General features: G+C 57.0%; 25 protein-coding genes and 1 other annotated feature. Of the genes, 8 read left to right on the top strand and 17 right to left on the bottom strand.

What is annotated here, in order from left to right; translation table 11 throughout:
- The first annotated feature begins 51 nt into the window (after nucleotides 1-51).
- Nucleotides 52-825 carry a peroxide stress protein YaaA gene (yaaA, locus tag FHC52_RS02080; protein ID WP_048225595.1) on the top strand — a complete coding sequence of 258 codons (774 nt, stop codon included), beginning with the start codon at nucleotides 52-54 and terminating at the stop codon, nucleotides 823-825.
- A 32-nt stretch (nucleotides 826-857) separates the two neighbouring features.
- Here the strand turns inward: yaaA and FHC52_RS02075 are convergent, their stop codons facing one another.
- The 7 genes from FHC52_RS02075 to yjjY all read right to left on the bottom strand — a co-directional run bounded on the left by FHC52_RS02075 (nucleotide 858) and on the right by yjjY (nucleotide 7655).
- Nucleotides 858-1139 (bottom strand): DUF2502 domain-containing protein, encoded by a 282-nt coding sequence (locus FHC52_RS02075; protein WP_126287601.1) that lies wholly within the window; start codon nucleotides 1137-1139, stop codon nucleotides 858-860.
- Nucleotides 1140-1384: 245 nt separating this feature from the next.
- The gene (gene thrC, locus FHC52_RS02070; RefSeq protein WP_023345407.1) at nucleotides 1385-2671 is read right to left on the bottom strand and encodes a threonine synthase; all 1287 of its coding nucleotides are present in this window, start codon (nucleotides 2669-2671) and stop codon (nucleotides 1385-1387) included.
- Nucleotides 2672-2674: 3 nt separating this feature from the next.
- The gene (thrB, locus tag FHC52_RS02065) at nucleotides 2675-3604 is read right to left on the bottom strand and encodes a homoserine kinase (protein ID WP_021240567.1); all 930 of its coding nucleotides are present in this window, start codon (nucleotides 3602-3604) and stop codon (nucleotides 2675-2677) included.
- 1 nt (nucleotide 3605) lies between these two features.
- Nucleotides 3606-6068 (bottom strand): bifunctional aspartate kinase/homoserine dehydrogenase I, encoded by a 2463-nt coding sequence (gene thrA, locus FHC52_RS02060; RefSeq protein WP_044597172.1) that lies wholly within the window; start codon nucleotides 6066-6068, stop codon nucleotides 3606-3608.
- 24 nt (nucleotides 6069-6092) lie between these two features.
- Nucleotides 6093-6210 (bottom strand) — a sequence feature (Thr leader region).
- Complete coding sequence (gene thrL, locus FHC52_RS02055; RefSeq protein ID WP_015572623.1) at nucleotides 6149-6217, bottom strand: thr operon leader peptide; 69 nt, start codon at nucleotides 6215-6217, stop codon at nucleotides 6149-6151. (Overlaps the previous feature by 62 nt.)
- A 211-nt stretch (nucleotides 6218-6428) precedes the next feature.
- Nucleotides 6429-7115 carry a tRNA/rRNA methyltransferase gene (locus FHC52_RS02050; RefSeq protein WP_045335631.1) on the bottom strand — a complete coding sequence of 229 codons (687 nt, stop codon included), beginning with the start codon at nucleotides 7113-7115 and terminating at the stop codon, nucleotides 6429-6431.
- A 399-nt stretch (nucleotides 7116-7514) separates the two neighbouring features.
- Complete coding sequence (gene yjjY / locus FHC52_RS02045) at nucleotides 7515-7655, bottom strand: protein YjjY (RefSeq protein WP_085928893.1); 141 nt, start codon at nucleotides 7653-7655, stop codon at nucleotides 7515-7517.
- A 95-nt stretch (nucleotides 7656-7750) separates the two neighbouring features.
- Here yjjY and arcA point away from each other — a divergent pair, with 95 nt between their 5' ends.
- A complete protein-coding gene (gene arcA / locus FHC52_RS02040; protein WP_003856501.1) occupies nucleotides 7751-8467 on the top strand; it encodes a two-component system response regulator ArcA in 717 nt (238 codons plus the stop codon).
- 46 nt (nucleotides 8468-8513) lie between these two features.
- On the opposite strand, the gene creA is transcribed toward arcA, so the two are convergent.
- Nucleotides 8514-8987, bottom strand: a complete 474-nt coding sequence (gene creA, locus FHC52_RS02035) for a protein CreA (protein WP_023293322.1) — start codon at nucleotides 8985-8987, stop codon at nucleotides 8514-8516.
- Nucleotides 8988-9198: 211 nt separating this feature from the next.
- Between creA and robA the strand changes: the two genes are divergently transcribed.
- The gene (gene robA / locus FHC52_RS02030) at nucleotides 9199-10068 is read left to right on the top strand and encodes an MDR efflux pump AcrAB transcriptional activator RobA (RefSeq protein ID WP_008502056.1); all 870 of its coding nucleotides are present in this window, start codon (nucleotides 9199-9201) and stop codon (nucleotides 10066-10068) included.
- On the opposite strand, the gene gpmB is transcribed toward robA, so the two are convergent.
- On the bottom strand, nucleotides 10065-10712 hold the full coding sequence (gpmB, locus tag FHC52_RS02025; protein WP_008502057.1) for a 2,3-diphosphoglycerate-dependent phosphoglycerate mutase GpmB: 648 nt from the start codon (nucleotides 10710-10712) through the stop codon (nucleotides 10065-10067). The genes robA and gpmB overlap by 4 nt on opposite strands.
- 50 nt (nucleotides 10713-10762) lie before the next feature.
- On the opposite strand from gpmB, the gene yjjX reads away from it, so the two are divergent.
- Entirely contained in the window at nucleotides 10763-11278 is a 516-nt protein-coding gene (yjjX, locus tag FHC52_RS02020) for an inosine/xanthosine triphosphatase (RefSeq protein WP_008502058.1), read from the top strand.
- Here yjjX and trpR read toward each other — a convergent pair.
- Nucleotides 11275-11601: a trp operon repressor gene (trpR, locus tag FHC52_RS02015; protein ID WP_021240574.1), complete on the bottom strand. Its 327-nt coding sequence runs from the start codon at nucleotides 11599-11601 to the stop codon at nucleotides 11275-11277. The two genes, yjjX and trpR, sit on opposite strands and share 4 nt — an antisense overlap.
- Before the next feature lie 55 nt (nucleotides 11602-11656).
- Nucleotides 11657-13594 carry a murein transglycosylase gene (sltY, locus tag FHC52_RS02010; RefSeq protein ID WP_008502060.1) on the bottom strand — a complete coding sequence of 646 codons (1938 nt, stop codon included), beginning with the start codon at nucleotides 13592-13594 and terminating at the stop codon, nucleotides 11657-11659.
- Nucleotides 13595-13821: 227 nt separating this feature from the next.
- Between sltY and ettA the strand changes: the two genes are divergently transcribed.
- Nucleotides 13822-15489 (top strand): energy-dependent translational throttle protein EttA, encoded by a 1668-nt coding sequence (ettA, locus tag FHC52_RS02005; RefSeq protein WP_032654944.1) that lies wholly within the window; start codon nucleotides 13822-13824, stop codon nucleotides 15487-15489.
- A gap of 92 nt (nucleotides 15490-15581) precedes the next feature.
- On the opposite strand, the gene FHC52_RS02000 is transcribed toward ettA, so the two are convergent.
- On the bottom strand, nucleotides 15582-16481 hold the full coding sequence (locus tag FHC52_RS02000) for a LysR family transcriptional regulator (protein WP_021240577.1): 900 nt from the start codon (nucleotides 16479-16481) through the stop codon (nucleotides 15582-15584).
- 108 nt (nucleotides 16482-16589) lie between these two features.
- Here FHC52_RS02000 and FHC52_RS01995 point away from each other — a divergent pair, with 108 nt between their 5' ends.
- On the top strand, nucleotides 16590-17591 hold the full coding sequence (locus tag FHC52_RS01995; protein WP_220419882.1) for a zinc-binding alcohol dehydrogenase family protein: 1002 nt from the start codon (nucleotides 16590-16592) through the stop codon (nucleotides 17589-17591).
- A gap of 54 nt (nucleotides 17592-17645) precedes the next feature.
- On the opposite strand, the gene nadR is transcribed toward FHC52_RS01995, so the two are convergent.
- The 3 genes from nadR to serB all read right to left on the bottom strand — a co-directional run bounded on the left by nadR (nucleotide 17646) and on the right by serB (nucleotide 21342).
- A complete protein-coding gene (gene nadR / locus FHC52_RS01990; RefSeq protein WP_006810194.1) occupies nucleotides 17646-18878 on the bottom strand; it encodes a multifunctional transcriptional regulator/nicotinamide-nucleotide adenylyltransferase/ribosylnicotinamide kinase NadR in 1233 nt (410 codons plus the stop codon).
- Between the two features lie 35 nt (nucleotides 18879-18913).
- The gene (gene radA / locus FHC52_RS01985; RefSeq protein WP_003856523.1) at nucleotides 18914-20299 is read right to left on the bottom strand and encodes a DNA repair protein RadA; all 1386 of its coding nucleotides are present in this window, start codon (nucleotides 20297-20299) and stop codon (nucleotides 18914-18916) included.
- A 74-nt stretch (nucleotides 20300-20373) separates the two neighbouring features.
- Nucleotides 20374-21342, bottom strand: a complete 969-nt coding sequence (serB, locus tag FHC52_RS01980) for a phosphoserine phosphatase (RefSeq protein ID WP_008502066.1) — start codon at nucleotides 21340-21342, stop codon at nucleotides 20374-20376.
- Between the two features lie 117 nt (nucleotides 21343-21459).
- Here serB and FHC52_RS01975 point away from each other — a divergent pair, with 117 nt between their 5' ends.
- Both FHC52_RS01975 and lplA read left to right on the top strand, forming a co-directional pair.
- Entirely contained in the window at nucleotides 21460-22104 is a 645-nt protein-coding gene (locus tag FHC52_RS01975; RefSeq protein WP_008502067.1) for a YtjB family periplasmic protein, read from the top strand.
- Nucleotides 22105-22143: 39 nt separating this feature from the next.
- Nucleotides 22144-23160 (top strand): lipoate--protein ligase LplA, encoded by a 1017-nt coding sequence (gene lplA / locus FHC52_RS01970; protein ID WP_023293326.1) that lies wholly within the window; start codon nucleotides 22144-22146, stop codon nucleotides 23158-23160.
- A 54-nt stretch (nucleotides 23161-23214) separates the two neighbouring features.
- On the opposite strand, the gene deoD is transcribed toward lplA, so the two are convergent.
- Together deoD and deoB are read right to left on the bottom strand one after the other, a co-directional pair.
- Nucleotides 23215-23934, bottom strand: coding sequence for a purine-nucleoside phosphorylase (gene deoD, locus FHC52_RS01965; RefSeq protein ID WP_003856538.1), 720 nt, complete (start codon nucleotides 23932-23934; stop codon nucleotides 23215-23217).
- Between the two features lie 103 nt (nucleotides 23935-24037).
- Complete coding sequence (gene deoB, locus FHC52_RS01960; protein ID WP_046091472.1) at nucleotides 24038-25261, bottom strand: phosphopentomutase; 1224 nt, start codon at nucleotides 25259-25261, stop codon at nucleotides 24038-24040.
- Nucleotides 25262-25303 lie beyond the last annotated feature (42 nt).

Raw genomic sequence — 25303 nt, 5'->3', positions numbered from 1 at the left:
TCAGGGCGTTTTTTTGCTAAAGTCGCTCTAAATTTCCTGCAAGGACTGGATATGTTGATTCTGATTTCACCTGCAAAAACGCTCGACTACCAGAGCCCGCTCGCCACCGAGCGCTATACCCAGCCTGAACTGCTGGACTATTCGCAACAGCTGATCCGCGAAGCGCGTAAGCTCTCAGCACCGCAAATCGCCTCGCTGATGAGCATCAGCGACAAGCTGGCCGATTTGAACGCGACCCGCTTTCACGAGTGGCACCCGGATTTCACCCCGGCTAACGCTCGCCAGGCGATTCTGGCGTTTAAAGGCGATGTGTACACTGGCCTGCAGGCGGAAGATTTTAGCGAAGCCGATTTCGATTTTGCCCAGCAGCATCTGCGCATGCTGTCGGGCCTGTACGGCGTACTGCGCCCGCTGGATCTGATGCAGCCTTATCGTCTGGAGATGGGGATTCGCCTGGAGAATGCCAAAGGCAAAGACCTGTACCATTTCTGGGGCGATATCATCACCGATAAGCTGAATGCGGCCCTGCACGCTCAGGGCGATAACGTGGTAATTAACCTGGCGTCCGATGAATACTACAAGTCGGTGAAGCCGAAAAAGCTGGATGCCGACATCATCAAGCCGGTGTTCCTCGACGAGAAGAACGGCAAGTTCAAAGTGATCAGCTTCTACGCCAAGAAAGCGCGCGGTCTGATGAGCCGCTACATCATTCAGAACCGCCTGACGAAGCCGGAGCAGCTAACCGCCTTCAACAGCGAAGGCTATTTCTTTGACGAGGCGTCGTCAGGGAAAGGCGAACTGGTGTTTAAGCGCCACGAGCAGTAAAAACAAACCCCGCCGGCTGGCGGGGTTTTGCATTAGTGGTGTTTCCAGTCCGGACCTGGACGATGATCGTCATGATGATGGTCACGCTCGCTATGCTCATCGTGAGGACGCCAGCGGTTATCGCGCCAGTCATAATGCGCCTTCCACCAGTCATGGTCGCGCCAGCGGCCGCCGTCCCAGTAGTGACCGTTATTATCCTGGTCGCCAATCTGCAGTTTGACCGCAGGCACAAGGGTGATTTCAGATGCCTGTACCGCCATGGGAGCGACCAGCATCAGTGAAAGCGCAATCAGCACAGGTTTCAGTGTAGACATCGGTGACTCCTTATTATCGTTGCCCAACGTGGGCCGTTGTAAGGAGAGTACGCGAGGGGAACGGGGGATGTTATTCTCTGCAATCCTAAACGCTAAGTGACCGCATTTATTGGGAATTTCTGCTTTTTCCCTGCTATTTTTCTCCTTAATTTCTTCACAAAAAAGCCGGGTGGCGACTTCGCCTTACCCGGCCTACGTTCTGAGCCGTTGTAGGTCGGGTAAGGCGTAGCCGCACCCGACAAAAATCACGCACGGGTCATCATCAGCTTACGCAGCGCCGCAAAGTCCGCCGGCAGCTCATGGGACAGCAGCGGCAGGTCGGCACGCTCGGCCAGTTCTTTCGGCAGCGGCAGCGTTTCGCCCAGGATCGCCTCCACGCTCTCTTTGAACTTCGCCGGATGTGCGGTTCCCAGGAACAGGCCGTATTCACCCGGGTTAAGCTGGTCGCGCAGCGCGCGGTAAGCAATTGCCGCGTGCGGTTCAGAGGTATACCCCACCGCCTTCAGCTCGCGCATGGTGGATTTGGTGGTCTCATCCGTCACCGCAGCATAGCCCAGGTCACCCAGGCGCCAGATCTTACGGCGGAACAGCTCTTCCACGCGCGGCCAGTTGTTCGGCTGAGAGACATCCATCGCATTGGAGAGGGTCGCCTGCGTGGCGTTCGGCGCCCACTTCCCGTCTTTCAGGAAGCGCGGCACGGTGTCATTGGCGTTGGTGGCGGCGATAAAGCGTTTCACCGGCAGACCCAGGGATTTCGCCAGCAGGCCTGCCGTCAGATCGCCGAAGTTACCGCTCGGCACGGAGATCACCAGCTGATTGCGCGCGTCCTGCGGCAGCTGCGCCACCGCTTCGAAGTAGTAGCAAATCTGCGCCAGCAGACGGCTGATGTTGATGGAGTTGGCGGAGTTCAGACCCAGCGCCACCTTCAGCTCTTCGTCGTCGAAGGCCTGCTTGACCAGCGCCTGACAGGCATCGAAATCGCCGTCAATTGCCACGGTTTCAATGTTGCCGCCGAGGGTGCAGAACAGTTTCTCCTGCAGCGGGCTGATTTTACCTTTCGGATAGAGGATCACCACGCGGACGTTTTTCAGGCCGTAGAACGCGTGGGCGACCGCCGCGCCGGTATCCCCGGAGGTCGCGGTCAGGATGGTCACCGGCTTGTCGCCACTGATGTGGGTCAGCATCTGCGCCATAAAGCGGCCGCCGAAGTCTTTGAACGCCAGCGTCGGACCGTGGAACAGCTCCAGGCAGCCAACATCAGGCTCAACCTGCTGAACCGGCGCCGGGAAGGCGAATGCCGCGCGTACGCGCTCTTCCAGCAGCTCCTGCGGAATTTCATCGCCGATAAACGCGGACAGAATTTTGGTGCTGCGGGTCACAAAATCCTGCTTCAGCAGGTCATCAATCTCGGTCAGCTGGAATTCCGGCAGGTCATGCGGGAAAAACAGCCCCTGATTTTTGCCCAGTCCCTGCGTTACCGCCTGCGCGAAGCTGACCTGCTCGTTATGATCTTTAAGGTTGTAGAGTTTCATTAATTATCCCAATACTCGTGCGCCAGCCGTGTCCAGACGGCAAATATGAACAAAGCCTTCCTGATTTTGCAGGTAGTGTTTAGAGAGCCAGTCCGCCACGCGCTGCGCAGTGTCAGGCTTGTCGCACAGGGCGAACAGCGTCGGGCCGGAGCCGGAGATGCCACACGCCTGCGCGCCGATATCCATGGACGCCTGTCGCGCCTCGTTAAAGCCGGGCAGCAGCTTCGTGCGGTACGGCTCGGCAATGACGTCCTTCATCAGTTTGGCCGCCAGCTGCGGCTGACGGGTGTAGCAGGCGTGGATAAAGCCCGCCAGATGACGCCCGTGGGCGATACAGTCCTGACGGCGATACTGCGCGGGCAGGATCGCACGCGCTTCCGCGGTTGATACCTTGATACCCGGATAGGCCAGCACCCACAGCCACTCATCAAACCCTGGCACCTGCTGGCTGATGATGCCATTTTCTTCGATCATCAGCTGCATGCCGCCGAGGAAGCATGGCGCAACGTTGTCATAATGAATGCTGCCGGAGATACGCCCTTCCAGCTCGCCCATTAAGGCAAGCAGGCGGTTGTTGTTCAGCGGCTTGCCGCAGTGCTCGTTCATCGCCACCAGCGCGGCGACCACCGAGCAGGCGCTGGAACCCAGCCCGGAGCCAATCGGCATACTTTTTTCCAGCGTCATGGCAACCGGCACGTTTTTACCGATCTCCTGACAGAAACGCTCCCAGCACTGATAGACGATATTCTCGCGTGGCTCAGACGGCAGTTTGCTGGCGAAGCGACCCACGTTATTCAGGCTGAAGCTGTCTGCCGCTTCCACCGTCACCGTATCGCCCAGCAGCGAACCGTCCACCGGCGTTACCGCCGCACCCAGCACGTCAAATCCGACGCTCATATTCGCGCTGGAAGCCGGGGCATAAACTTTGACCATGTTAAACTCCTAACTTCCATGACAGGGTACGCAGCAGATCGGCAAAGACACCCGCCGCCGTAACGTCGTTCCCTGCGCCATAGCCGCGAAGCACCAGCGGCAGTGGCTGATAATAGTGGCTGTAAAACGCGAGGGCGTTTTCGCCGTTTTTGACTTTGTACAGCGGATCGTTGCCATCCACTTCGGCAATCTTCACCCGGCACACGCCATCTTCTTCAATGTTGCCAACATAGCGCAATACCTTACCTTCATCACGGGCTTTCGCCACGCGGGCGGCAAACGCGTCGTCAAGCTGCGGCAGCCTGGCCATAAAGGCGCCGACATCGCCGCTGCTGTCAAATTCTGCCGGCAGAACAGGTTCAATCACAATATCGGAAAGCTCAAGCTCACGGCCCGTTTCGCGCGCGAGGATCAGCAGCTTGCGCGCCACGTCCATGCCGGAAAGATCGTCACGCGGATCCGGCTCGGTATAGCCCAGCTCGCGCGCGGCGCGGGTGGCCTCCGAGAGGCTCATTCCTTCGTCCAGCTTGCCGAAGATAAACGACAGCGATCCGGAGAGAATGCCGGAGAAACGCTGCAGCTCATCGCCCGCGTTAAGCAGGTTCTGCAGGTTCTCGATAACCGGCAGGCCTGCCCCCACGTTGGTGTCGTAGAGGAACTTGCGGCGCGACTTGCTCGCCGCCAGGCGCAGCTGGTGATAGTAATCCATCGACGAGGTGTTGGCCTTTTTGTTCGGCGTCACCACGTGGAAACCTTCGCGCAGGAAGTCCGCGTACTGGTCGGCCACCGCCTGGTTCGAGGTACAGTCGACGATGACCGGGTTAAGCAGATGATACTCTTTTACCAGACGGATCAGGCGCCCCAGGTTGAACGGCTCTTTTGCCTCATTCATCTCGGCCTGCCAGTTTTCCAGGTTCAGGCCGTGGACGTTGGTCAGCAGCGCTCTGGAATTCGCGATCCCGCAGACGCGCAGATCGATGTGTTTCTTCTTAAGCCATTCCTGCTGACGCTTCACCTGCTCCAGCAGCGCGCCGCCGACGCCGCCCACGCCAATCAGGAACAGCTCGATAACCTGATCGGTGTTGAACAGCATCTGGTGAACCACACGAACGCCGGTGGTGGCATCGTCGTTATCCACAACAACAGAAATTGAACGCTCTGACGAGCCCTGGGCAATCGCCACGATATTGATATTGGCGCGCGCCAGCGCGGCAAAGAATTTGGCGGAGATACCGCGCAGGGTGCGCATACCGTCGCCCACCACGGAGATGATCGCCAGACGCTCCTGAATCGCGAGCGGCTCCAGCAATTCTTCTTTCAGCTCCAGATAGAACTCTTCCTCCAGCGCGCGGCGGGCGCGAAGGCAGTCAGCCTGCGGCACGCAGAAGCTGATGCTGTACTCTGAAGAAGACTGGGTGATCAGCACCACCGAAATACCGTTGCGGGACATGGCCGCAAACACGCGTGCCGCCATGCCGACCATCCCTTTCATCCCCGGACCTGAGACGCTGAACATCGCCATGTTGTTCAGGTTGGAGATGCCTTTCACCGGCAGTCCGTCCTCATCGGTACTCGCGCCAATCAGCGTACCCGGCGCTTGCGGGTTACCGGTGTTTTTAATCAGGCAAGGGATCTGGAACTGGGCAATCGGGGAGATGGTACGCGGGTGAAGTACTTTGGCGCCGAAGTAGGAAAGCTCCATCGCTTCCTGGTACGACATCGACTTCAGCAGCCTGGCGTCCGGTACCTGGCGCGGATCGCAGGTATAGACGCCGTCAACATCAGTCCAGATCTCACAACAGTCCGCGCGTAAACAGGCGGCCAGCACGGCGGCGGAGTAGTCGGAACCGTTACGGCCCAGCACCACCAGCTCGCCCTTCTCGTTACCGGCGGTGAAGCCTGCCATCAGGATCATGTGGTCAGCGGGAATTTTGCTGGCGGCGATACGGCGGGTTGATTCGGCAATATCAACGGTGGATTCGAGGTAGTGGCCCACCGCCAGCAGTTTTTCAACGGGATCGATCACGGTCACGCTATGGCCGCGCGCTTCCAGCACGCCGGCCATGATGGCGATAGAGAGTTTTTCACCGCGACAAATCAGCGCTGCATTGATGCTGTCCGGGCATTGGCCGAGAAGGCTGATGCCGTGCAGGACATGTTTAATTTGCGCGAATTCTTGTTCAACAAAAGACTTCAGCTGCGCATGCGGGAAGCCAGGCAGCGCTTCTGCCAGGCCTTGCAGTAAGTCAGCGAAGATACGCTCTGCGTCGCTGATGTTCGGAAGTGCATCCTGGCCACCGATGGTTTTTTCAATCATCGCCACCAGATGGTTCGTGATTTTTGCCGGGGCAGAGAGCACGGTCGCAACCTGCCCCTGCCTGGCGTTGCTTTCCAGGATATCGGCAACACGCAGAAAACGTTCTGCATTTGCCACTGATGTACCGCCGAACTTCAACACTCGCATGGTTCTACCTCGTTTCCTTTAGCCGAAAAAAAAGCCCGCACTGTTCAGGTGCGGGCTTTTTTCTGTTTTTCCTGTACGCGTCAGCCCGCATCGTTACCTGTGGTAATGATGATGGTTGTGGTAATGGTGGTGATGCTGATGCGTTTCATGGATGTTGTGTACTCTGTCATTATTATCTGTCTGTGCTGTATTCTTTTAGGGTTAAAGGATCGGGCCCCTTAAGTCAATGGATTTTTAATTTGATCACATTTCGGAAGACTCTCACGTCCCGCTGCGTACCGATTTATTTTCATCCGATTACCCCAAACGCAACCCGGTCAGACAGACTTATTCGCCATAATAAAAACTTATAACAGAATTTTACTCGGTCAATTTTTTTTCAATATCGTGCAGCAAACGGTGCAACATGGCGGTGTCCCGCTGCTCAAGACGACCAAGACGCTGCTGCAGCCAGTCGGCCATTTTCTGATCGTCCGCGACGCCAAGGCTCGATAACAGCCCCTGCACGCGAGTTCGCAGCGCGGCCAGCTGATTTTCATTTGCCGCTTCTGGCTGAGGTTGAGGGATTTGCATTAGGGAGGCTAATTGATAGCAATAGACCATGACCGCCTGGCCCAAATTCAGGGAAGGATAATCGGCCACCATCGGCGCACCGGTAAGAACGTCCGCCAATTCCAGCTCTTCGTTGGTTAATCCGGAATCTTCACGTCCAAATACCAGCGCGGCTTTCTCCAGCCACTGGCTTTTCTCTTCGAGCATGGGTACCAGTTCAGCAGGCGTGGCGTAATAGTGGAACTTCGCCCGGCTGCGCGCGGTGGTTGCAACGGTAAACGAAATGTCATGCAGCGCGTCGGCAAGCGTAGCGTAAGTGGTTATATTATCGAGAATATCTCCCGAACCGTGCGCCACCCACCGGGCGGCTGGCTCCAGATGGGCCGTGCTGTCCACAATACGTAAATCGGTAAAACCCATGGTCTTCATCGCACGCGCCGCTGCGCCTATATTTTCTGCTCTGGCTGGTGCAACCAGTACAATCGACAGATGCATTTATGCTCTCTTTTTAATCAGTTAGCCGGTAAAAATGTGATGCACTTCAACATATTACGCAGCGCGAATTTACAAAATTGCAACACAAATCACCGAAATAGCGTTTCATAACAAATTAAAAACGCTAAACTATTCTGTGTCTGAACAATCAGTTAGAATGTTAACAGAACACTATTATCCCTATGTTTTATAATGATAATAGTAACATGAATACTCTATTCTGATTGGATTCGCTTCGTTTATAAATCAATGTCCGCAACTAGTTGGTTTATTGAAAAATTGTGACAAAGGCTAGCATTCGGCTACGATGATTTCATCAAACTGTTAACGTGCTACAATTGAACTTGATATATGTCAACGAAGCGTAGTTTTATTGGGTGTCTGGTGTCACTTAGCCTGTTATGTTGCTGTTAAAATGGTTAGGATGACAGCCGTTTTTGACACTGTCGGGTCCAAAGGGAAAGTACCCAAGACCAAGCTAATGATGTTGTTGACGTTGATGGAAAGTGCATCAAGAACGCAATTACGTACTTTAGTCACGTTAAGCCGATCATGTTAATTTGCGACATGCATCAGGCAGGTCAGGGACTTTTGTACTTCCTGTTTCGATTTAGTTGGCAATTTAGGTAGCAAACATGCAGACCCCGCACATTCTTATCGTTGAAGACGAGTTGGTAACACGCAACACGTTAAAGAGCATTTTCGAAGCAGAAGGCTACGATGTCTTTGAAGCGACCGATGGCGCAGAGATGCATCAGATCCTTTCTGAAAATGATATCAACCTGGTGATCATGGATATTAACCTGCCGGGCAAAAACGGTCTTCTTCTGGCGCGCGAACTGCGCGAGCAGGCGAACGTCGCGTTAATGTTCCTGACGGGCCGTGACAACGAAGTTGATAAAATTCTTGGCCTGGAAATCGGTGCGGATGATTACATCACCAAGCCGTTCAACCCTCGCGAGTTAACCATTCGTGCACGCAACCTGCTGTCCCGCACCATGAACCTGGGCACGGTCAGCGAAGAGCGTCGTAGCGTCGATAGCTACAAATTCAACGGCTGGGAACTTGATATCAATAGCCGTTCGCTGATTAGCCCGAACGGCGAGCAGTATAAACTGCCGCGCAGTGAATTCCGCGCGATGCTGCACTTCTGCGAAAACCCGGGCAAGATCCAGTCCCGTGCAGAGCTGCTGAAGAAAATGACCGGCCGTGAGCTGAAGCCGCACGACCGTACCGTAGACGTCACCATCCGTCGTATTCGTAAGCACTTCGAATCTACGCCAGATACGCCGGAAATCATCGCCACGATCCACGGCGAAGGGTACCGTTTCTGCGGTGACCTGCAGGAGTAATCCCGCAGTTAACGCAATAAAAAACGGCGCATTTGCGCCGTTTTTTTTATTCCCGCCACGGCATAATCGGCACCGCGCTGATCGCGTTTTTCGGTGAACCTTCCACCACTTTGTCGGAATAGGCCAGGTAAGCCAGCGTATTGCGTTTGGCATCGTAGAAACGCACAACCTGCAGCTTTTTGAACACCAGCGAGGTTCGTTTCTGGAATACCACGTCGCCCTGCGCTTTGCCGTTTTTAATTTTATCGCTCAATTCAACCGGGCCCACCTGCTGACAGGAGATCGCCGCATCGGAAGTGTCTTCCGCGAGCCCCAGACCGCCCTTGATACCGCCCGTTTTCGCACGGCTGACATAGCAGGTGACGTTTTTCACGTCCGGATCGTCAAACGCCTCCACCACGATTTTGTGGTCCGGGCCAAACATTTTGAACACGGTGTCGACAGAACCAATCTGTTCCGCCTGTGCGACGCGCCCGGCCATCAACATCAGCGCGGTGAAGAGCAAAGTCTTGTATTTCATATTGTTACCATTCTTTAAAATTACACTGAGCGATTATTCAACACTTTAGACAAAAATGTAGCAAGATCACAGGATTAGAATATTTTTGCCCATAATGCCCTACAAAAAGCATGAAAGCGCAAAAAAAACACTGAATGCTAAAACATCAAAAAATGCTATTATCCGCTAACCTGTTATCAGGCACCTGCTGTTTTAAGGATGAGGATAGTATATGGATCAGGCTGGAATTATTCGCGACCTGCTCACCTGGCTGGAAGGTCATCTCGACCAGCCTTTGTCACTGGATAATGTGGCGGCTAAAGCAGGCTATTCCAAGTGGCATCTGCAAAGGATGTTCAAGGATGTCACCGGTCATGCTATCGGGGCCTATATTCGCGCACGTCGTTTATCGAAATCTGCTGTGGCTCTGCGCCTGACCGCGCGCCCGATTCTGGATATTGCCCTGCAATATCGTTTCGATTCGCAGCAGACCTTCACCCGCGCCTTTAAAAAACAGTTCTCGTTGACGCCAGCGCTGTATCGTCGCTCGCCTGACTGGAGCTCGTTTGGCATGCGTCCGCCGCTGCGTCTGGGCGAGTTCGCAATGCCGAAGTATGAAATTATTACCCTGCCGGAAACCCATCTGATCGGCACGACGCAGAGCTACTCCTGTTCGCTGGAGCAGATTTCCGAGTTCCGTCATCAGATGCGCGTCCAGTTCTGGCGCGACTTCCTGAGCCACGCACCGGCGATCCCGCCTATTCTGTATGGTCTCAACGAAACGCACCCAAGCCAGGAAAAGGACGACGAGCAGGAGGTGTTCTACACCACCGCGCTGACGCCAGAGATGGCCAATGGCTACATTCAGGGTTCAAAACCTGTCGTGCTGGAAGGCGGTGAATACGTGATGTTCGCCTATGAAGGGCTGGGAACGGGCGTTCAGGAGTTCATCCTGACCGTTTACGGAACCTGCATGCCGATGCTGAATCTGAATCGCCGTAAAGGTCAGGACATTGAGCGCTACTACCCGGCGCAGGATGCCAAACCGGAAGAAGGCCCAATCAATCTGCGTATGGAATTCTTGATTCCGATACGTCGTTAACGCTGCAGTTCGTCAAGCGCAGGGGCATCAAGATGCGAAATGTCCCCTGCCATCTCCACCACCCAACCTGACGCCAGCCACGCGCTTTCCTGATAATCAATTCGGGAAATAGAGCAGTTGCGCAGACGCAAACGGCGCTCAGCGTAAGCCGGTAGTCCCAGAATGGTGCTCACCAGGCATCCCAACGCAATCCCATGACTCACCAGCAGCGGACGGCTTCCCGCCGGGAGCTTCAGGCATTCCGCCAGGGCGGCATGCATACGTACGCTGAGCTCCTGCATGGATTCGCCCTCAGGAATACGGCCATCTTCGGTACCGTTCACCAGCGTGCGACGCCAGCCCTCTTCCGTTTCCGTCAGCGTATCGATATGGCGTTTTTCCAGCACGCCCATATCCAGCTCGCGCAGGCGCGGCTCAAGCATGACGTCACAGCCGCAGGCGTCCGCGATGATGCGCGCCGTCTGCTGTGTGCGACCTAAATCGCTGGTAATCACGTGGGTAATGCCCAGCGTTCTGGCGCGTTCCGCCACCTGCCACGCTTGCTGCACACCCTTCTCAGTGAGAGGACTGTCTGACTGGCCTTGAATACGTCGCTCGGCGTTCCACTGCGTTTCACCGTGGCGAACAAGGTATACCTGTAACATGCTTTTTTTCCGTTATACTGCGATGAGTTTTTTTTGAATCGAGCTTAATTATGCACCATGTTGTCTCTGCTACCACTAATCCTGCCAAAATTCAGGCAATTCTAAGGGCATTTGACGAGATCTTCGGCGCAGGATCCTGCCATATTGAGGCCATCGGCGTCGAGAGTGGCGTTCCTGAACAGCCGTTTGGCAGCGAGGAAACGCGCGCTGGCGCACGAAATCGCGTGGCAAATGCCAGGGCTGCGGCCCCGGATGCGGACTTTTGGGTGGCGATTGAAGCCGGTATCGACGAAGGCGCAACCTTTAGCTGGGTGGTGATCGAAAGCCGCGAGCAGCGCGGCGAGGCGCGTTCGGCCACCCTGCCCCTGCCGGAGATCATTCTGGAAAAAGTGCGTGCGGGTGAAGCGCTTGGGCCGGTGATGTCGCAGTACACCGGCATTGATGAGATTGGCCGTAAAGAAGGAGCGATTGGCGTCTTTACCGCCGGTGCGCTGACGCGTTCAGGCGTTTATCACCAGGCGGTGATCCTGGCGTTAAGCCCGTTCCATAACGCGATCTATCGTTAGGCGTTTTTCAACAGCACCGCTTCCAGCCACTGGCGCAGCTCAACGGGCGCCGACTTCAGGCTGTTCGATCCGCGGGTAATCGTTGCGATGCCCGCGCCGAGCTCATTTTTCAGCTCGCGCTGGCTCATCTCGCCGCGCAGCAGCTCTTCAATGATGCGCACGCGCGTGCCCAGCGCCTCACGCTCGTCCGGCGTGAGCATCAGCTGCATCAGGGGTAAATGCAAATCCTGCTCGTAAGACTGGCGAAGCAGCTCCACAAAACGAAGCCACTCCTGATGACGTTGTTCGGCCATTGCCGAGGAATACGGGGAATGCTGGGTCATGTTATGCTGCCTCTTGTACTCTTTAGCGAGTACAGCATAACACAACCCACGCCGATCAGTAACGTCTCTGCCACTCGGCATCGCTCATCAGGGTATCTTTCTGCCCCATGAAGTAGCGATAGTAGGCGTCATAAGCCAGCACGTTCTTCACGTAGCCGCGCGTTTCCGAGAACGGGATGCTCTCGACAAACGCAACGGCGTCGATGCGTCCGGCGCTGTTGCCGAGCCAGGTGCGCACGCGACCCGGTCCCGCGTTGTATGCCGCCGACGAGAAGATGCGGTTATTGCCGAACTGCTGGTACACATACTGCAGGTAGCTGGTACCGATGTTGATGTTGGTATCCGGATCGAGAAGCTGTGACGGGCTACTGTATCCAGGGATGTTAAACATCTTCACCGTGTGCGTCGCCGTGCCCGGCATAATCTGCATCAGGCCGCTGGCGCCCACCGGGGAACGGACTTTCGGGTTCCAGGCGCTTTCCTGACGGGCAATCGCCATCGCGTAACTTTGCGGGATATCTTTGCCGCTGGTGTAACGATCGAACAGATCCTTGTAAGCCAGCGGGAAACGCTCTTCGAGATGATCCCACAGCTTACCGGCGATCGTCGCCTGCACGCTCAGATCCCACCAGTGGTTATCAAACGCATAGCGGGCAAGCTGAGCTTTTTCATCGGTGGTGCGGCTGGTCACCAGATTCGCCCACTCGCTGCGCGCGGTGTTGTCCATATTCCAGTACATCAGCTCGCGAACGCGCGCCATTTCTGGCCCCTGGGTCAGCGCCGGATTCGCGTTAGCGGGCGCTTTATCAATGCGGAAGGTGTACTCCTCGCCCAGGCGCTGCGCGGCCGCCATCGGGTAGAACCCGCGCTGCTGCATCAGCGTATGGAGAATTTCTTTGGCCTCGTCATCACGACCGCGCTCCAGCAGCAGATCGGCCTGCCAGTAGCGCCATTCGTCCTTCTCTTTGGCTTCCATAGGCAACCGCGCAAGCCAGGTATTCAGTCCACGGCGATCGCCCGTGCCCAGCGCCATGCGCACGCGGCGTTCCACCAGCGACGTGGAGTTCGAACGCATAATCGCATCGTCTCGCCAGCGCGCCTGCTCGTCGGTCACATCGGTGCCCATCAGTCGCCACGCCACGATATCGCGCAGCTCCTGCGTTTGCTCCTCATTAAGCTGCTGCGCCTGCACCAGCTGCGGGATCATCAGCCGCGCGTTTTCCACATCGTCACGCGCCACGCTGGCAAAAGCCACCGCCGCCATCTGGCGGGTAAAATCGGTCGCGCCCGTACTGCGGGCAAAGGTCAGGACGCTGTTGGGATCGTTTGCCAGCGAGATAACTGCCGTGGAGATAGTCTGGTAATCGGACGGCATCTGCCCCGCCAGCGCAGTCACCAGACGCGTATTACCGGCTTTCATCGCCAGGCGGATACGCTCGAGGTAGGACAGCGGATCCTGCTTGCCGGAAGCACGCCACGCGCCAAACAGGGAATCACAGGCGTTCGGCTGGTTTTTCCCGGTCAGCCAGAGCTCTTTCGCCCCGGCCCAGGCCTCTTCCTGCTGGCCGGTCGCCCATTTTGCGTAGTAGTAGTTACACTGCGCTTCGGTGGTATTCGGCTTTTCAGGGCTAAACGCCAGCAGCCCGCGCCAGTCTTCGCGTCGCGCCAGTTCGTTCACAAATCGAGACTGGAGATTTCGGGCAGGCGGCAGGGTCGGGTTCGCCTGAATGAAGTTATTCACAGTAACGGTGGGCTGGTTCATGAGATCGTCCGTAATTTGACGATACTCCAGATACGGATACAGCGGATAATCCTTTAGCGTCGGCATCAGCGCCTGCACGGTATCCATCTGCTTGTTGTCCCATGCCTGCTTAATCTGGGCATACCGGCTACGTTGTTCATCCAGTGAATCGGCATGCACCGCCTGGCTTACCGCCATTACGCATACGCTGGCAGCCAGCAGACGCCAGACCACCCGTTTGGCTTTTTCCACAAGCTCTTCCTCATTGTTTTTTCGTCAATTGCAGCGTCTTGCCACGTCAAAGTCTCATTAACTTATGCTAACCAGGCATCCTGCAACGCGCCACGTCATGGACACTTTTTTACCTTTCTTGCGCGTTTTAACACTCCCGACGTTCCTGGCTGGGATTAGGGCGGGAAAAAGGCTACACTTCGAGGCTGAAATTCCTTCTCATTACGATAAAAGAGGCGAAGTCCAACGTGGCTCAATTCGTTTATACCATGCATCGTGTCGGCAAAGTTGTCCCGCCGAAACGTCATATTCTTAAAAATATCTCGCTGAGCTTCTTCCCGGGCGCAAAAATCGGTGTTCTGGGTCTCAACGGTGCCGGTAAGTCCACCCTGCTGCGCATCATGGCCGGCATTGATACAGACATCGAAGGTGAAGCCCGTCCGCAGCCTGGCATCAAGATTGGCTACCTGCCGCAGGAACCTCAGCTGAACCCGGAACACACCGTTCGCGAATCCGTTGAAGAAGCGGTGTCCGAAGTGGTTAACGCTCTGAAAGGTCTGGATGAAGTGTATGCCAAATATGCCGAACCGGATGCGGACTTCGACAAGCTGGCCGCACAGCAGGGCAAGTATGAAGAGATCATCCAGGCGCACGACGGTCACAACCTGAACGTGCAGCTGGAGCGCGCGGCGGATGCCCTGCGTCTGCCGGACTGGGATGCAAAAATCGCGAACCTCTCCGGGGGTGAACGCCGCCGCGTGGCGCTGTGCCGCCTGCTGCTGGAAAAACCAGACATGCTGCTGCTCGACGAACCGACTAACCACCTGGATGCGGAATCCGTGGCGTGGCTGGAGCGCTTCCTGCACGACTTCGAAGGCACCGTTGTGGCGATTACCCACGACCGTTACTTCCTCGACAACGTCGCCGGCTGGATCCTGGAGCTGGACCGCGGTGAAGGCATTCCGTGGGAAGGCAACTACTCCTCCTGGCTGGAGCAGAAAGATCAGCGTCTGGCTCAGGAAGCGTCTCAGGAAGCGGCGCGCCGTAAGTCTATCGAGAAAGAGCTGGAGTGGGTGCGTCAGGGCGCGAAAGGCCGTCAGTCTAAGGGCAAAGCCCGTCTGGCACGCTTCGAAGAGCTGAACAATACCGAATACCAGAAACGTAACGAAACCAACGAACTGTTTATTCCACCTGGAGCGCGTCTGGGGGATAAAGTGGTTGAAGTGACCAACCTGCGTAAGTCCTACGGCGACCGCGTGCTGATCGACGATCTGACCTTCTCCGTACCAAAAGGCGCTATCGTGGGCATCATCGGTCCGAACGGCGCGGGTAAATCGACCCTGTTCCGCATGATGTCCGGTCAGGAACAGCCAGACAGCGGCTCTATCACCCTGGGTGAGACCGTGAAGCTGGCCTCCGTTGACCAGTTCCGCGACGCGATGGATAACAGCAAAACCGTGTGGGAAGAAGTCTCCGGCGGTCTGGATATCATGCGTATCGGCAACACCGAGATGCCAAGCCGCGCCTACGTTGGCCGCTTTAACTTCAAAGGCACCGACCAGGGCAAACGCGTGGGCGAGCTGTCCGGCGGTGAGCGCGGACGTCTGCACCTGGCGAAGCTGCTGCAGGTGGGCGGTAACGTTCTGCTGCTCGATGAACCAACAAACGACCTGGATATCGAAACCCTGCGCGCGCTGGAAAACGCCCTGCTGGAGTTCCCGGGCTGCGCGATGGTTATCTCGCACGACCGCTGGTTCCTTGACCGTATCGCGACCCACATCCTGGACTACCAGGACGAAGGTAAAGTGGAGTTCTTCGAAGGTAACTTCACCGAATACGAAGAGTACAAGAAACGCACGCTGGGCGCCGACGCGCTGGAGCCGAAGCGTATTAAGTACAAGCGTATTTCTAAGTAAGTGCCCAAAAGCCGGGTGGCGCTCACGCTTACCCGGCCTACGGTTCTGCGCTGTTTGTAGGCCGGGTAAGGCGAAGCCGCCACCCGGCTTTTTTATTTACCCACGTAATACCGCTTCACCTCGTCAAACTGCATTGCAAAGTCGATATAGCTCATCAGCGCGGGTGAGTTGAGCTTACGGCTCGGATAGGCCAGCCACAGGTCGTTTCCTTCAACGTTCCACTCCGGCAGTACCTGCACCAGCGCCCCTTTCTCGACCTTATCTTCCAGCAAAAAAGCCGGAAGGAGCGTAATCCCCGCACCGGCAATCGCACATTCGCGGGCGTATACCAGGTTATCGGTCATGTGCGCGTTATCCGGCAGGTAGCGGTAATCCTCGCTCTCGCTTCGCAGAAGCCACTCTGACCACGCCCGATGCGTAATGCTGCGGTGCTCCACCAGCTGACGGGGATGCGTTAGCGGCCCACGGCGCGCCAGATAGTCCGGCGAGGCCAGCATGTAGCGCGGGCAGTGCCCGATCATGCGGCCAATCAGGGAGGAGTCCTGCGGCTTGCCGGTACGCAGCGCCACGTCAAAGCCGGCCTCAACCAGATCCACCACGTCATCAGAGATCGACACGTCCAGCGAAACCTCGGGATAGCGAAGCTGGAACTCGGCATTCATATGCGCCAGCAGCGTCGCGCCAATCCCCGCCGGGCAGGTGATGCGCAGCCGCCCGCTGGGGTTTTCGCGCAGGCGCTGGATGGCGTACTCCGCCCGCTCGCTGGCTGCCAGCATCTCGCGACAGTGCACCAGATAGTGCTCGCCCGCAAACGTCAGGTTCAGCCTGCGCGTGGTGCGGTTAAGCAGGCGAATGCCCACCTGCTGCTCCAGCTGGCTAATCCGCTGGCTCACGCTGGATTTTGGCAGCTCCGCCTTCTGGGCTGCCGCGGTAAAGCTGCCCATCTCGGCCACCAGCGCGAATAGTGCCATATCCTGCAGCTGTTTAAACATGATTGTTCATCCTGTACGAACGCTGAGTTCTTAATTGTCCATCTTATCACGCAGATGGCCACTTAATAGACTAGCCTCAACAAAACGCATGCCATTGAGGAGCACACCATGTCAGTTAAAGCCATCGCCGTTAACCCTGAAAACCCCGCCACCTTCATTGAAATCACTCCACCGATGCCGCTGCCCGGCGAGCACGATCTGCTGGTGGAGGTAAAGGCCGTCTCCGTTAACCCGGTCGATACCAAAGTCCACGCGGGCATTGCTAAGAACGGGCTGAACGAGCCGCGTATTCTCGGATGGGATGCCAGCGGGATCGTCAAAGACGTTGGGGCTGGCGTGACCGGATTCAAACCGGGAGATGAAGTGTGGTACGCAGGCGACATCACCCGTCCGGGCAGCAACGCTACGCATCAGCTGATCGATGCGCGCATTGTCGGGCACAAACCGTCAAGCCTCGGCTGGGCGGCTGCCGCCGCGCTGCCGTTGACCGCGCTCACCGCGTGGGAAGGCCTGTTTGAACGGCTGAATATTCAGGATGCCGGTACGGACAAAACCCTGCTGATCGTCGGCGGTGCGGGCGGGGTGGGATCGCTGGCGATCCCGTTTGCGAAGCACAACAGCAAGGTAAAGATTATCGCAACGGCGTCCCGTGAAGATTCCGCCCAGTGGTGCCGCGATCGCGGTGCAGATGTGGTGGTGAACTACCGCGATCTGAAAGGCGAACTGGCGAAGCACGGGCTGACCTTTGTGGATTACATTTTCATCCTCAACGACACCGACGGGCACTGGGATGCGGTCAGCGACCTGATTGCACCGCAGGGGCATATCTGTTCTATCGTGGAGAATGAACATCCGCTGAACCAGGACAAGCTGAAGTCCAAATCCGCCGCCCTGCACTGGGAATTTATGTACACCCGCAGCATGTATCAGACCGCTGATATGGCGCGTCAGGGTGAGATCCTCAATGAGGTGGCGAAGCTGGTGGATAACGGCGTGGTGGAAAGCTCACTGAGTGAAACGCTGCACGGGCTGAGCGTGGAAAGCATTACCGAGGCGCACCGCAAGGTGCTGGACGGGCATATGCGTGGGAAAGTGGTGGTTGAGTTCTGAGTGGACTGATTCCCTCACTCCGGCCCTCTCCCAAAGGGAGAGGGCGGTTAACGCTTACCCCTGCTCCCCCATCATCTCCTTCACCAGTTCGACGCAGCGCAGGAAACGGGAGTCGTAGTCTGACTCTTCAACGTGCACAAACTCAACGTTGTTTTCGTTGAGCATCTCCACCAGCATGGACTGGAATTCCCGCCTGTCCACCGAACTGCCGAGGCTGCGCATGCCGTCGGCCACCCACGGGGTGTTGTTTTCCAGCAGGATCACCAGGTCAAAGCGGTATTCGTCAATCAGCGCCTGCACGAACGGGTGCTCGCGCCCTTCGTATTTTTTGCAGAACGCCTGGGTGGTGACAAAATCGGTATCGATGAACGCCACCTTGTTGGCGTATTTCACCGCGAAATCAATGTACTGAGCGTGACCGAGCGCGATTTTGTCGTAGTCCGAATACTGCAGCGCCATCTCGTCGCCGCCCAGGTGCGAGAAGACATAGTCACGGCCGTACTCCCACGCGCTGGTGGTGTTGAAGATGTTAGCGAGCTTGTTGACCAGCGTTGATTTACCGCTCGACTCGCCGCCCAGAATAGCTACCGTGCGCACGAAGAACGGCTTCACTTCGGTCGGAATGTAATCCCAGTAGCGGAACGGGTTTTCGCGGATCTGCGCCCCGCTGATGTTCATAAAGGTGCGTTTCGGATCGATCAGCACCGTCTCGATGCCCAGATGCTCGCGGAACTGCGGCGCGTCGGACTCTTCAGAGGTGTAGATCCAGTTAGGCGCAATGCCCTTCTCTTCCATAAACGCTTTGATGCCGTTGCTCCACACGTCCCAGCCGTGCGGGTACGGCTCCATACCCTCTTCGTTAAAGGCATGAATGCGAATGTTTTTCTGGTACTTGAAGGTCTGAAGCAGCCAGCGCAGACGGTCCGGCACGGTCGGCTGCTGCGACATGGCGCTGTCTTCAAACAGCTGACGATCGCGGGTTTCGTCGTACCCCATGATGATGTGCAGCTCGTCCACCTGGCTACAGGCGCGCTGGATCAGATAGATATGCCCGGTATGCAGCGGGTAAAACTTGCCGAACACCACGCCGATGTTCTTTTGCATACGCGGGAATTCCAGCCCCAGAAAGCGGTGCAGCGCTTCCAGCTTCTGCGCGCTGGGGCTTTTGATTTTGGCGTTCAGCAGTTGGCTCAGGTAGCCTTTGGTCATACCGCTGGCGTCTGCCACCTGCTGCAACGTGCAGCCTTTTTGGCGGATAGCGGTCTTGATGTAGTCAAATGATGACATAAATTACGGTGCCTCCTGCAAAATCGAATACGTAATTATAAGTCGTCAAAGACATTTAACGCATCTGCGAGTTTCTTCACGCCAAAAACCTGCATCCCTTCCGGGATTTTTTTCGGCACGTTGGCAGCGGGAACGATCGCGCGACGGAAACCGTGTTTTGCCGCCTCGGAGATACGCTCCTGCCCGCTCGGCACCGGACGGATTTCCCCGGCAAGGCCCACTTCGCCAAAGACGACCAGATCCTGCGGCAGCGGTCTGTCGCGCAGGCTGGAGACCATCGCCAGCAGCAGCGCCAGGTCTGCGCTGGTCTCGGTGACTTTGACGCCGCCGACCACGTTCACGAAGACGTCCTGATCCGCCATCTGCAGCCCGCCGTGACGGTGCAGCACCGCCAGCAGGATTGCCAGGCGGTTCTGTTCCAGACCGACCGCCACGCGCCGCGGGTTGCCCATCATCGAGTGATCCACCAGTGCCTGAATTTCGACGAGCAGCGGGCGCGTCCCTTCCCACAGCACCATCACCGAGCTGCCGGAGGTGATCTCATCTCCCCGGCTCAGGAAGATGGCCGACGGGTTGCTGACTTCGCGCAGCCCCTGTTCGGTCATGGCAAAGACGCCTAGCTCATTCACCGCCCCAAAGCGGTTTTTATGGCTGCGCAGGGTACGGAAGCGAGAGTCCGCGTCGCCGTCGAGCATCACCGAGCAGTCGATACAGTGTTCGAGCACCTTCGGTCCCGCCAGCGAGCCGTCTTTGGTCACGTGACCCACCATCACAATCGCCACGCCGCGCGTTTTGGCAAAGCGCGTCAGGTAGGCCGCCGTTTCACGCACCTGCGCGACGCTGCCCGGCGAGGACTGGATGTCCGCCATGTGCATCACCTGGATGGAGTCGATCACCATCAGCTTCGGCTGCTCTTCTTCGGCGATCATGCAGATCTGCTCGATGCTGGTTTCCGACAGCATATTCAGGTTGCCGGTCGGCAGGCCCAGGCGGTGCGCGCGCATCGCCACCTGCTGGAGTGATTCTTCGCCCGTGACGTACAGGGTTTTCATCTGTTCGGCGAGCTTGCAAAGCGTTTGCAGCAGCAGAGTCGATTTACCCGCGCCCGGGTTACCGCCGATCAGGATCGCGCTGCCCGGCACCACGCCGCCGCCGAGCACGCGGTCAAATTCCTTAAAGCCGGTGGAGAAGCGCGGCAGCGCCTCCAGGCTGATGTCTGAAAGTTTTTGTACCTTCGACACGCCTGCATTGCCCGCATAGCCACTCAGGCGTTCATTGCGCGCCACGCTCGGCGAAGCCGCCACACCACGCACTTCGGTGATGGTGTTCCAGGCATGGCAGGCGCTGCATTGCCCCTGCCAGCGCGGATAATCCGCACCACATTCATTACAGACAAATGCGCGTTTTGGAGCTTTCGCCACGGTTTACCTCGTTATTTCTCTGCGGCCTGCGAGCCGGGTGGCGCTTACGCTTACCCGGCCTACAAAGCAGACCGTTATTTCTGATTAAGGCTGCCGGAGAGAATGCAGAACACCCCCATCAGGTCAGCGTGACGGATAGTCACTTCCGTCTTTTCATTCACTTTTGGCTTGGCATGGTAGGCAATGCCCAGGCCGGCCGCTTTGATCATCGGCAGGTCATTCGCGCCGTCACCGATGGCGACGGTCTGGACAACCGGAATTTCATATTTTTCCGCGAGGCGCGTCAGCGTATTGGCTTTGTACTGAGCATCCACAATATCGCCGATCACCTGACCGGTCAGCTTGCCGTCCATGATCTCCAGCTCGTTGGCCACCACGGTGGTCAGATGCAGTTTTTCCCGCAGATAATCCGCGAAGAAGGTGAAGCCACCGGAGGCGATCGCCACCTTCCAGCCGAGGGACTGCAGCTTCAGCACCAGCTGCGTCAGTCCTGGCATCAGCGGCAGCACGTCGCGCACCTGGCGCAGAATGTTGGCATCGGCCCCTTTCAGGGTCGCCACGCGCTGTCTCAGGCTGGCGGTGAAATCCAGCTCGCCGCGCATCGCACGCTCGGTGACTTCCGCCACCAGCTCGCCGCTGCCCGCCAGCTTCGCAATTTCGTCGATACACTCGATCTGAATGGCGGTAGAGTCCATGTCCATGACCAGCAGGCCAGGCGTTTTCAGGTGCGGAATTTTGCCCAGCGGTGCGACATCCAGCCCGGCGTCATGCGCCAGGCGCGTGGCGCGCTGGGTCAGAGATCCCGCCAGGCGAATGACCTGGTAGTCTTCCACGCACCAGGCGGCGACGATGACCATCGCGGCTCCCAGTTTGGTTTGATACTGGGTCAGGCGTTGCTTATCCAGACCGCGTCCATACAGCAGCCAGCCGCTACGACCGGCGTGGTAATCCAGAGGCATCACCTCATCGCCACTTAAAGAGAGCGGCAATCCTGGCCATAAAGAGACATCCGTTGGCAGGTCACACCAGGTAATGTTCGGCATTAAAGCTCCTGTAATTTCGTTCGCGCCGGAAGGTTGCAGAGGGAAAATAACGCATGAGGCTACCCTGTAACCATCACTTCTGGCAACATTAAGCCGTAAATTTTCAGCAGGTGGAATATGGCTCGCGCAAAACTGAAATTCCGGCTCCATCGCGCCGTGATTGTCCTTTCCTGTCTCGCACTCTTAGTGGTGCTGATGCAAGGGGCATCGTGGTTTAGCCAGAACCATCAACGGCAACGCAACCCGCAGTTTGAAGAGCTGGCCCGCACGCTGGCACGCCAGGTCACGCTCAACGTCGCGCCGTCCATGCGTAACGAAACGCCTGACGAGAAGCGGATAGGCCAGGTTTTACGCCTGCTCACGGAGAACAGCCGCATTCTTGATGCCGGTGTCTATGATGAGCAAGGCAACCTCATTGCCCGTGCGGGTGAGCACGTCGACGTGCGAGACAGGCTGGCGCTGGACGGCAAAAAAGCCGGCGGCTACTTCAACCAACAGCTTGTTGAACCTATTCAGGGGAAGAATGGCCCGCTGGGTTATCTGCGCCTCACCCTTGATACCCACACCCTGCCCACTGAAGCCAAACAGGTCGATAATACCACCAATATTCTGCGCCTGATGCTGCTGCTTTCACTCGCCATCGGCGTTGTGCTGGCGCGTACCCTGCTTCGCGGCAAGCGCACGCGCTGGCAGCAATCCCCGTTCCTGCTGACCGCCAGCCGGTCAGTCCCCGAAGACGAAGAGAGCGAGAAGAAAGAATAGTGATAAAGTAGGCGGATGATTCGGAAAAGGAACTCTGCCATGTCGACGTTACGCCTGCTTATCTCTGACTCTTACGATCCCTGGTTTAACCTGGCAGTGGAGGAGTGCATCTTCCGCCAGATGCCTGCCACCCAGCGCGTACTGTTTCTCTGGCGCAATGCCGATACGGTGGTTATTGGTCGTGCGCAAAACCCGTGGAAAGAGTGCAACACCCGCCGTATGGAAGAGGACAACGTCCGTCTGGCGCGCCGCAGCAGCGGCGGCGGCGCGGTATTCCACGATCTGGGCAATACCTGCTTTACCTTTATGGCGGGCAAACCGGAATACGACAAAACCATCTCAACGTCCATCGTCCTCAACGCGCTCAATTCGCTCGGCGTGACGGCTGAAGCCTCCGGACGTAACGATCTGGTGGTCAAAACACCCGACGGAGATCGCAAAGTGTCCGGCTCCGCCTATCGCGAAACGATGGATCGCGGGTTCCACCACGGCACCCTGCTTCTTAACGCCGATCTGAGCCGCCTGGCGAACTACCTGAATCCCGACAAGAAAAAACTCCAGGCCAAAGGGATTACCTCCGTGCGCGGCCGCGTGGCAAATCTGGTCGAACTGCTGCCGGGCGTTACACACGAGCAAATCTGTGAGGCCGTGCGCGAGGCGTTCTTTGCGCATTACGGCGAGCGCGTGGAAGCAGAAGTGATTTCACCGGACAAAACCCCGGACCTGCCAAACTTCGCGGAAACCTTCGCCCGCCAGAGCAGCTGGGAGTGGAACTTCGGTCAGGCACCTGCATTTTCCCATCTGCTGGATGAGCGTTTTACCTGGGGCGGCGTGGAGCTGCATTTTGACGTCGAGAAAGGTCATATCACCCGCACGCAGGTGTTTACGGACAGTCTGAATCCGGGGCCACTGGAAGCCCTTGCGGCACGCTTGCAGGGCTGTTTGTACCGGGCGGATATGCTGCAGCAGGAATGTGACGCGTTAATTGGGGATTTCCCGGAGCAGGAAAATGAGCTGCGGGAGCTGTCAGCGTGGATTGCGCAGGCCGTGCGCTAGCTGGTGTCCTCACCCCAGCCCTCTCCCACAGGGAGAGGGAGGGAAGAGACAGAATTACTCTTTATCGCCCAGCAGAACGGATTCCAGCGCGATTTTGATCATGTCGTTGAAGGTGGTCTGACGCTCGGCAGCGGTAGTCTGCTCGTGGGTACGGATATGGTCAGATACGGTGCAGATGGTCAGCGCTTTCGCACCGAATTCAGCCGCTACGCCGTAGATACCGGCCGCTTCCATTTCCACGCCCAGGATGCCGTATTTTTCCATCACGTCGAACATGTCGCCTTCTGGCGAGTAGAACAGATCGGCAGAGAACAGGTTGCCCACGCGCGCGTCAACGCCCAGCGCTTTTGCCGCGTCAACCGCGTTACGCACCATGTCAAAGTCAGCGATGGCCGCAAAGTCATGATCCTTAAAGCGGATGCGGTTGACTTTAGAGTCGGTACACGCGCCCATGCCGATCACCACGTCACGCAGCTTAACGTCCATACGCACCGCACCGCAGGAGCCTACGCGGATGATTTTCTTCACACCGAAATCGGTGATCAGCTCTTTGGTGTAGATGGAGCAGGATGGGATACCCATGCCGTGGCCCATAACGGAGATTTTGCGGCCTTTATAAGTACCCGTGAAGCCCAGCATGCCGCGAACGTTGTTCACTTCACGCACGTCTTCCAGGAAGGTTTCTGCAATGTGCTTCGCGCGCAGCGGGTCGCCCGGCATCAATACGACGTCAGCGAAATCACCCATTTCTGCATTAATGTGAGGAGTTGCCATCTTCAGTTCCTTTTAACTTGTTGTTTTTGCCGGGTGGCGGCTACGCCTTACCCGGCCTACAAAACCGTAGGCCCGGTAAGCGAAGCGCCACCGGGCAATGACATCAGAACATGGCCTTGCCATATTCCATGTCAGACGTACCAAAGTATTTCGCCAGGGTCTGGCCGATGTCCGCGAAGGTTTCACGGTGACCCAGCGAACCCGGCTTCACTTTCGGGCCGTACACCAGCACCGGAATGTGCTCACGGGTGTGGTCGGTACCGGTCCAGGTCGGATCGCAGCCGTGGTCCGCGGTCAGGATCAGAATGTCATCTTCACCCACCAGCTCCATCAGCTCCGGCAGGCGGCGGTCGAACAGCTCAAGACCCGCAGCATAACCCGCTACGTCGCGACGGTGACCCCAGGAGGAATCGAAGTCGACGAAGTTGGTGAAGACAATGGTCTTGTCGCCCGCTTCTTTCATCTCTTTGATGGTGGCATCGAACAGCGCATCGAGTCCGGTCGCTTTGACCTTTTTGGTGATGCCGCAGTTAGCGTAGATATCCGCGATTTTACCTACAGAAACCACGTGACCGCCTTTCTCATCAACCAGCTTCTGCAGTACGGTCGGTGCCGGCGGCTCAACGGCCAGATCGTGACGGTTACCGGTACGCTGGAAGTTACCCGCTTTGTCGCCGATAAACGGACGCGCGATCACGCGGCCAATGTTGTAGCCGCCTTCGGTCAGCTCTTCACGGGCGATTTCGCACAGCTCGTAGAGTTTATCCAGGCCAAAGGTCTCTTCGTGGCAGGCAATCTGGAACACGGAGTCAGCAGAGGTGTAGAAAATCGGCTTGCCGGTTTTCATGTGCTCTTCGCCGAGCTGGTCCAGAATCACGGTACCGGAGGAGTGGCAGTTGCCGAGATAGCCCGGCAGGTTGGCACGCTTCACCAGCTTATCGAGCAGCTCCTGCGGGAAGCTGTTCTCGTGATCGGAGAAGTAACCCCAGTCGAACAGCACAGGCACACCGGCGATTTCCCAGTGGCCAGACGGGGTGTCTTTACCGGAGGAGAGCTCGTGCGCCCAGGCGTAAGCGCCCACCACTTCCGCGTTAGCATCCATACCGGCTGCGATTTTACCGGTAGAACCTTCATGTGCTTTCACCAGCCCGAGGCGGGTCAGGTTGGGTAGAGTCAGAGGGCCTTTACGACCGTTATCCGCTTCGCCTTTCGCACAGGCTTCCGCGATGTGACCCATGGTATCGGAACCCACGTCACCAAAACGTTCCGCATCTTCGGTTGCGCCGATGCCGAATGAGTCCAGCACCATAATAAATGCACGTTTCATAATTGTTCTCCGTACGTAGTGCTTCAAAAATTATCGATCAGA

It is taken from the genome of Enterobacter sp. EC_64 (genome assembly GCF_019584165.1).
GTDB classification, from domain to species: Bacteria; Pseudomonadota; Gammaproteobacteria; order Enterobacterales; family Enterobacteriaceae; genus Enterobacter; species Enterobacter roggenkampii.
This window is presented reverse-complemented; position numbering and strand designations above follow the sequence as displayed.

Coding starts and splice junctions, on each gene's coding strand:
- thrB (WP_021240567.1), bottom strand. CDS start 3,604: ATGGTCAAAGTTTATGCCCCGGCTTCCAGCGCGAATATGAGCGTCGGA.
- robA (WP_008502056.1), top strand. CDS start 9,199: ATGGATCAGGCTGGAATTATTCGCGACCTGCTCACCTGGCTGGAAGGT.
- deoB (WP_046091472.1), bottom strand. CDS start 25,261: ATGAAACGTGCATTTATTATGGTGCTGGACTCATTCGGCATCGGCGCA.
- FHC52_RS02050 (WP_045335631.1), bottom strand. CDS start 7,115: ATGCATCTGTCGATTGTACTGGTTGCACCAGCCAGAGCAGAAAATATA.
- thrA (WP_044597172.1), bottom strand. CDS start 6,068: ATGCGAGTGTTGAAGTTCGGCGGTACATCAGTGGCAAATGCAGAACGT.
- trpR (WP_021240574.1), bottom strand. CDS start 11,601: ATGACCCAGCATTCCCCGTATTCCTCGGCAATGGCCGAACAACGTCAT.
- FHC52_RS02000 (WP_021240577.1), bottom strand. CDS start 16,481: ATGTTTAAACAGCTGCAGGATATGGCACTATTCGCGCTGGTGGCCGAG.
- yjjX (WP_008502058.1), top strand. CDS start 10,763: ATGCACCATGTTGTCTCTGCTACCACTAATCCTGCCAAAATTCAGGCA.
- FHC52_RS02075 (WP_126287601.1), bottom strand. CDS start 1,139: ATGTCTACACTGAAACCTGTGCTGATTGCGCTTTCACTGATGCTGGTC.
- creA (WP_023293322.1), bottom strand. CDS start 8,987: ATGAAATACAAGACTTTGCTCTTCACCGCGCTGATGTTGATGGCCGGG.
- deoD (WP_003856538.1), bottom strand. CDS start 23,934: ATGGCAACTCCTCACATTAATGCAGAAATGGGTGATTTCGCTGACGTC.
- lplA (WP_023293326.1), top strand. CDS start 22,144: ATGTCGACGTTACGCCTGCTTATCTCTGACTCTTACGATCCCTGGTTT.
- FHC52_RS01995 (WP_220419882.1), top strand. CDS start 16,590: ATGTCAGTTAAAGCCATCGCCGTTAACCCTGAAAACCCCGCCACCTTC.
- arcA (WP_003856501.1), top strand. CDS start 7,751: ATGCAGACCCCGCACATTCTTATCGTTGAAGACGAGTTGGTAACACGC.
- thrC (WP_023345407.1), bottom strand. CDS start 2,671: ATGAAACTCTACAACCTTAAAGATCATAACGAGCAGGTCAGCTTCGCG.
- nadR (WP_006810194.1), bottom strand. CDS start 18,878: ATGTCATCATTTGACTACATCAAGACCGCTATCCGCCAAAAAGGCTGC.
- serB (WP_008502066.1), bottom strand. CDS start 21,342: ATGCCGAACATTACCTGGTGTGACCTGCCAACGGATGTCTCTTTATGG.
- FHC52_RS01975 (WP_008502067.1), top strand. CDS start 21,460: ATGGCTCGCGCAAAACTGAAATTCCGGCTCCATCGCGCCGTGATTGTC.
- gpmB (WP_008502057.1), bottom strand. CDS start 10,712: ATGTTACAGGTATACCTTGTTCGCCACGGTGAAACGCAGTGGAACGCC.
- yaaA (WP_048225595.1), top strand. CDS start 52: ATGTTGATTCTGATTTCACCTGCAAAAACGCTCGACTACCAGAGCCCG.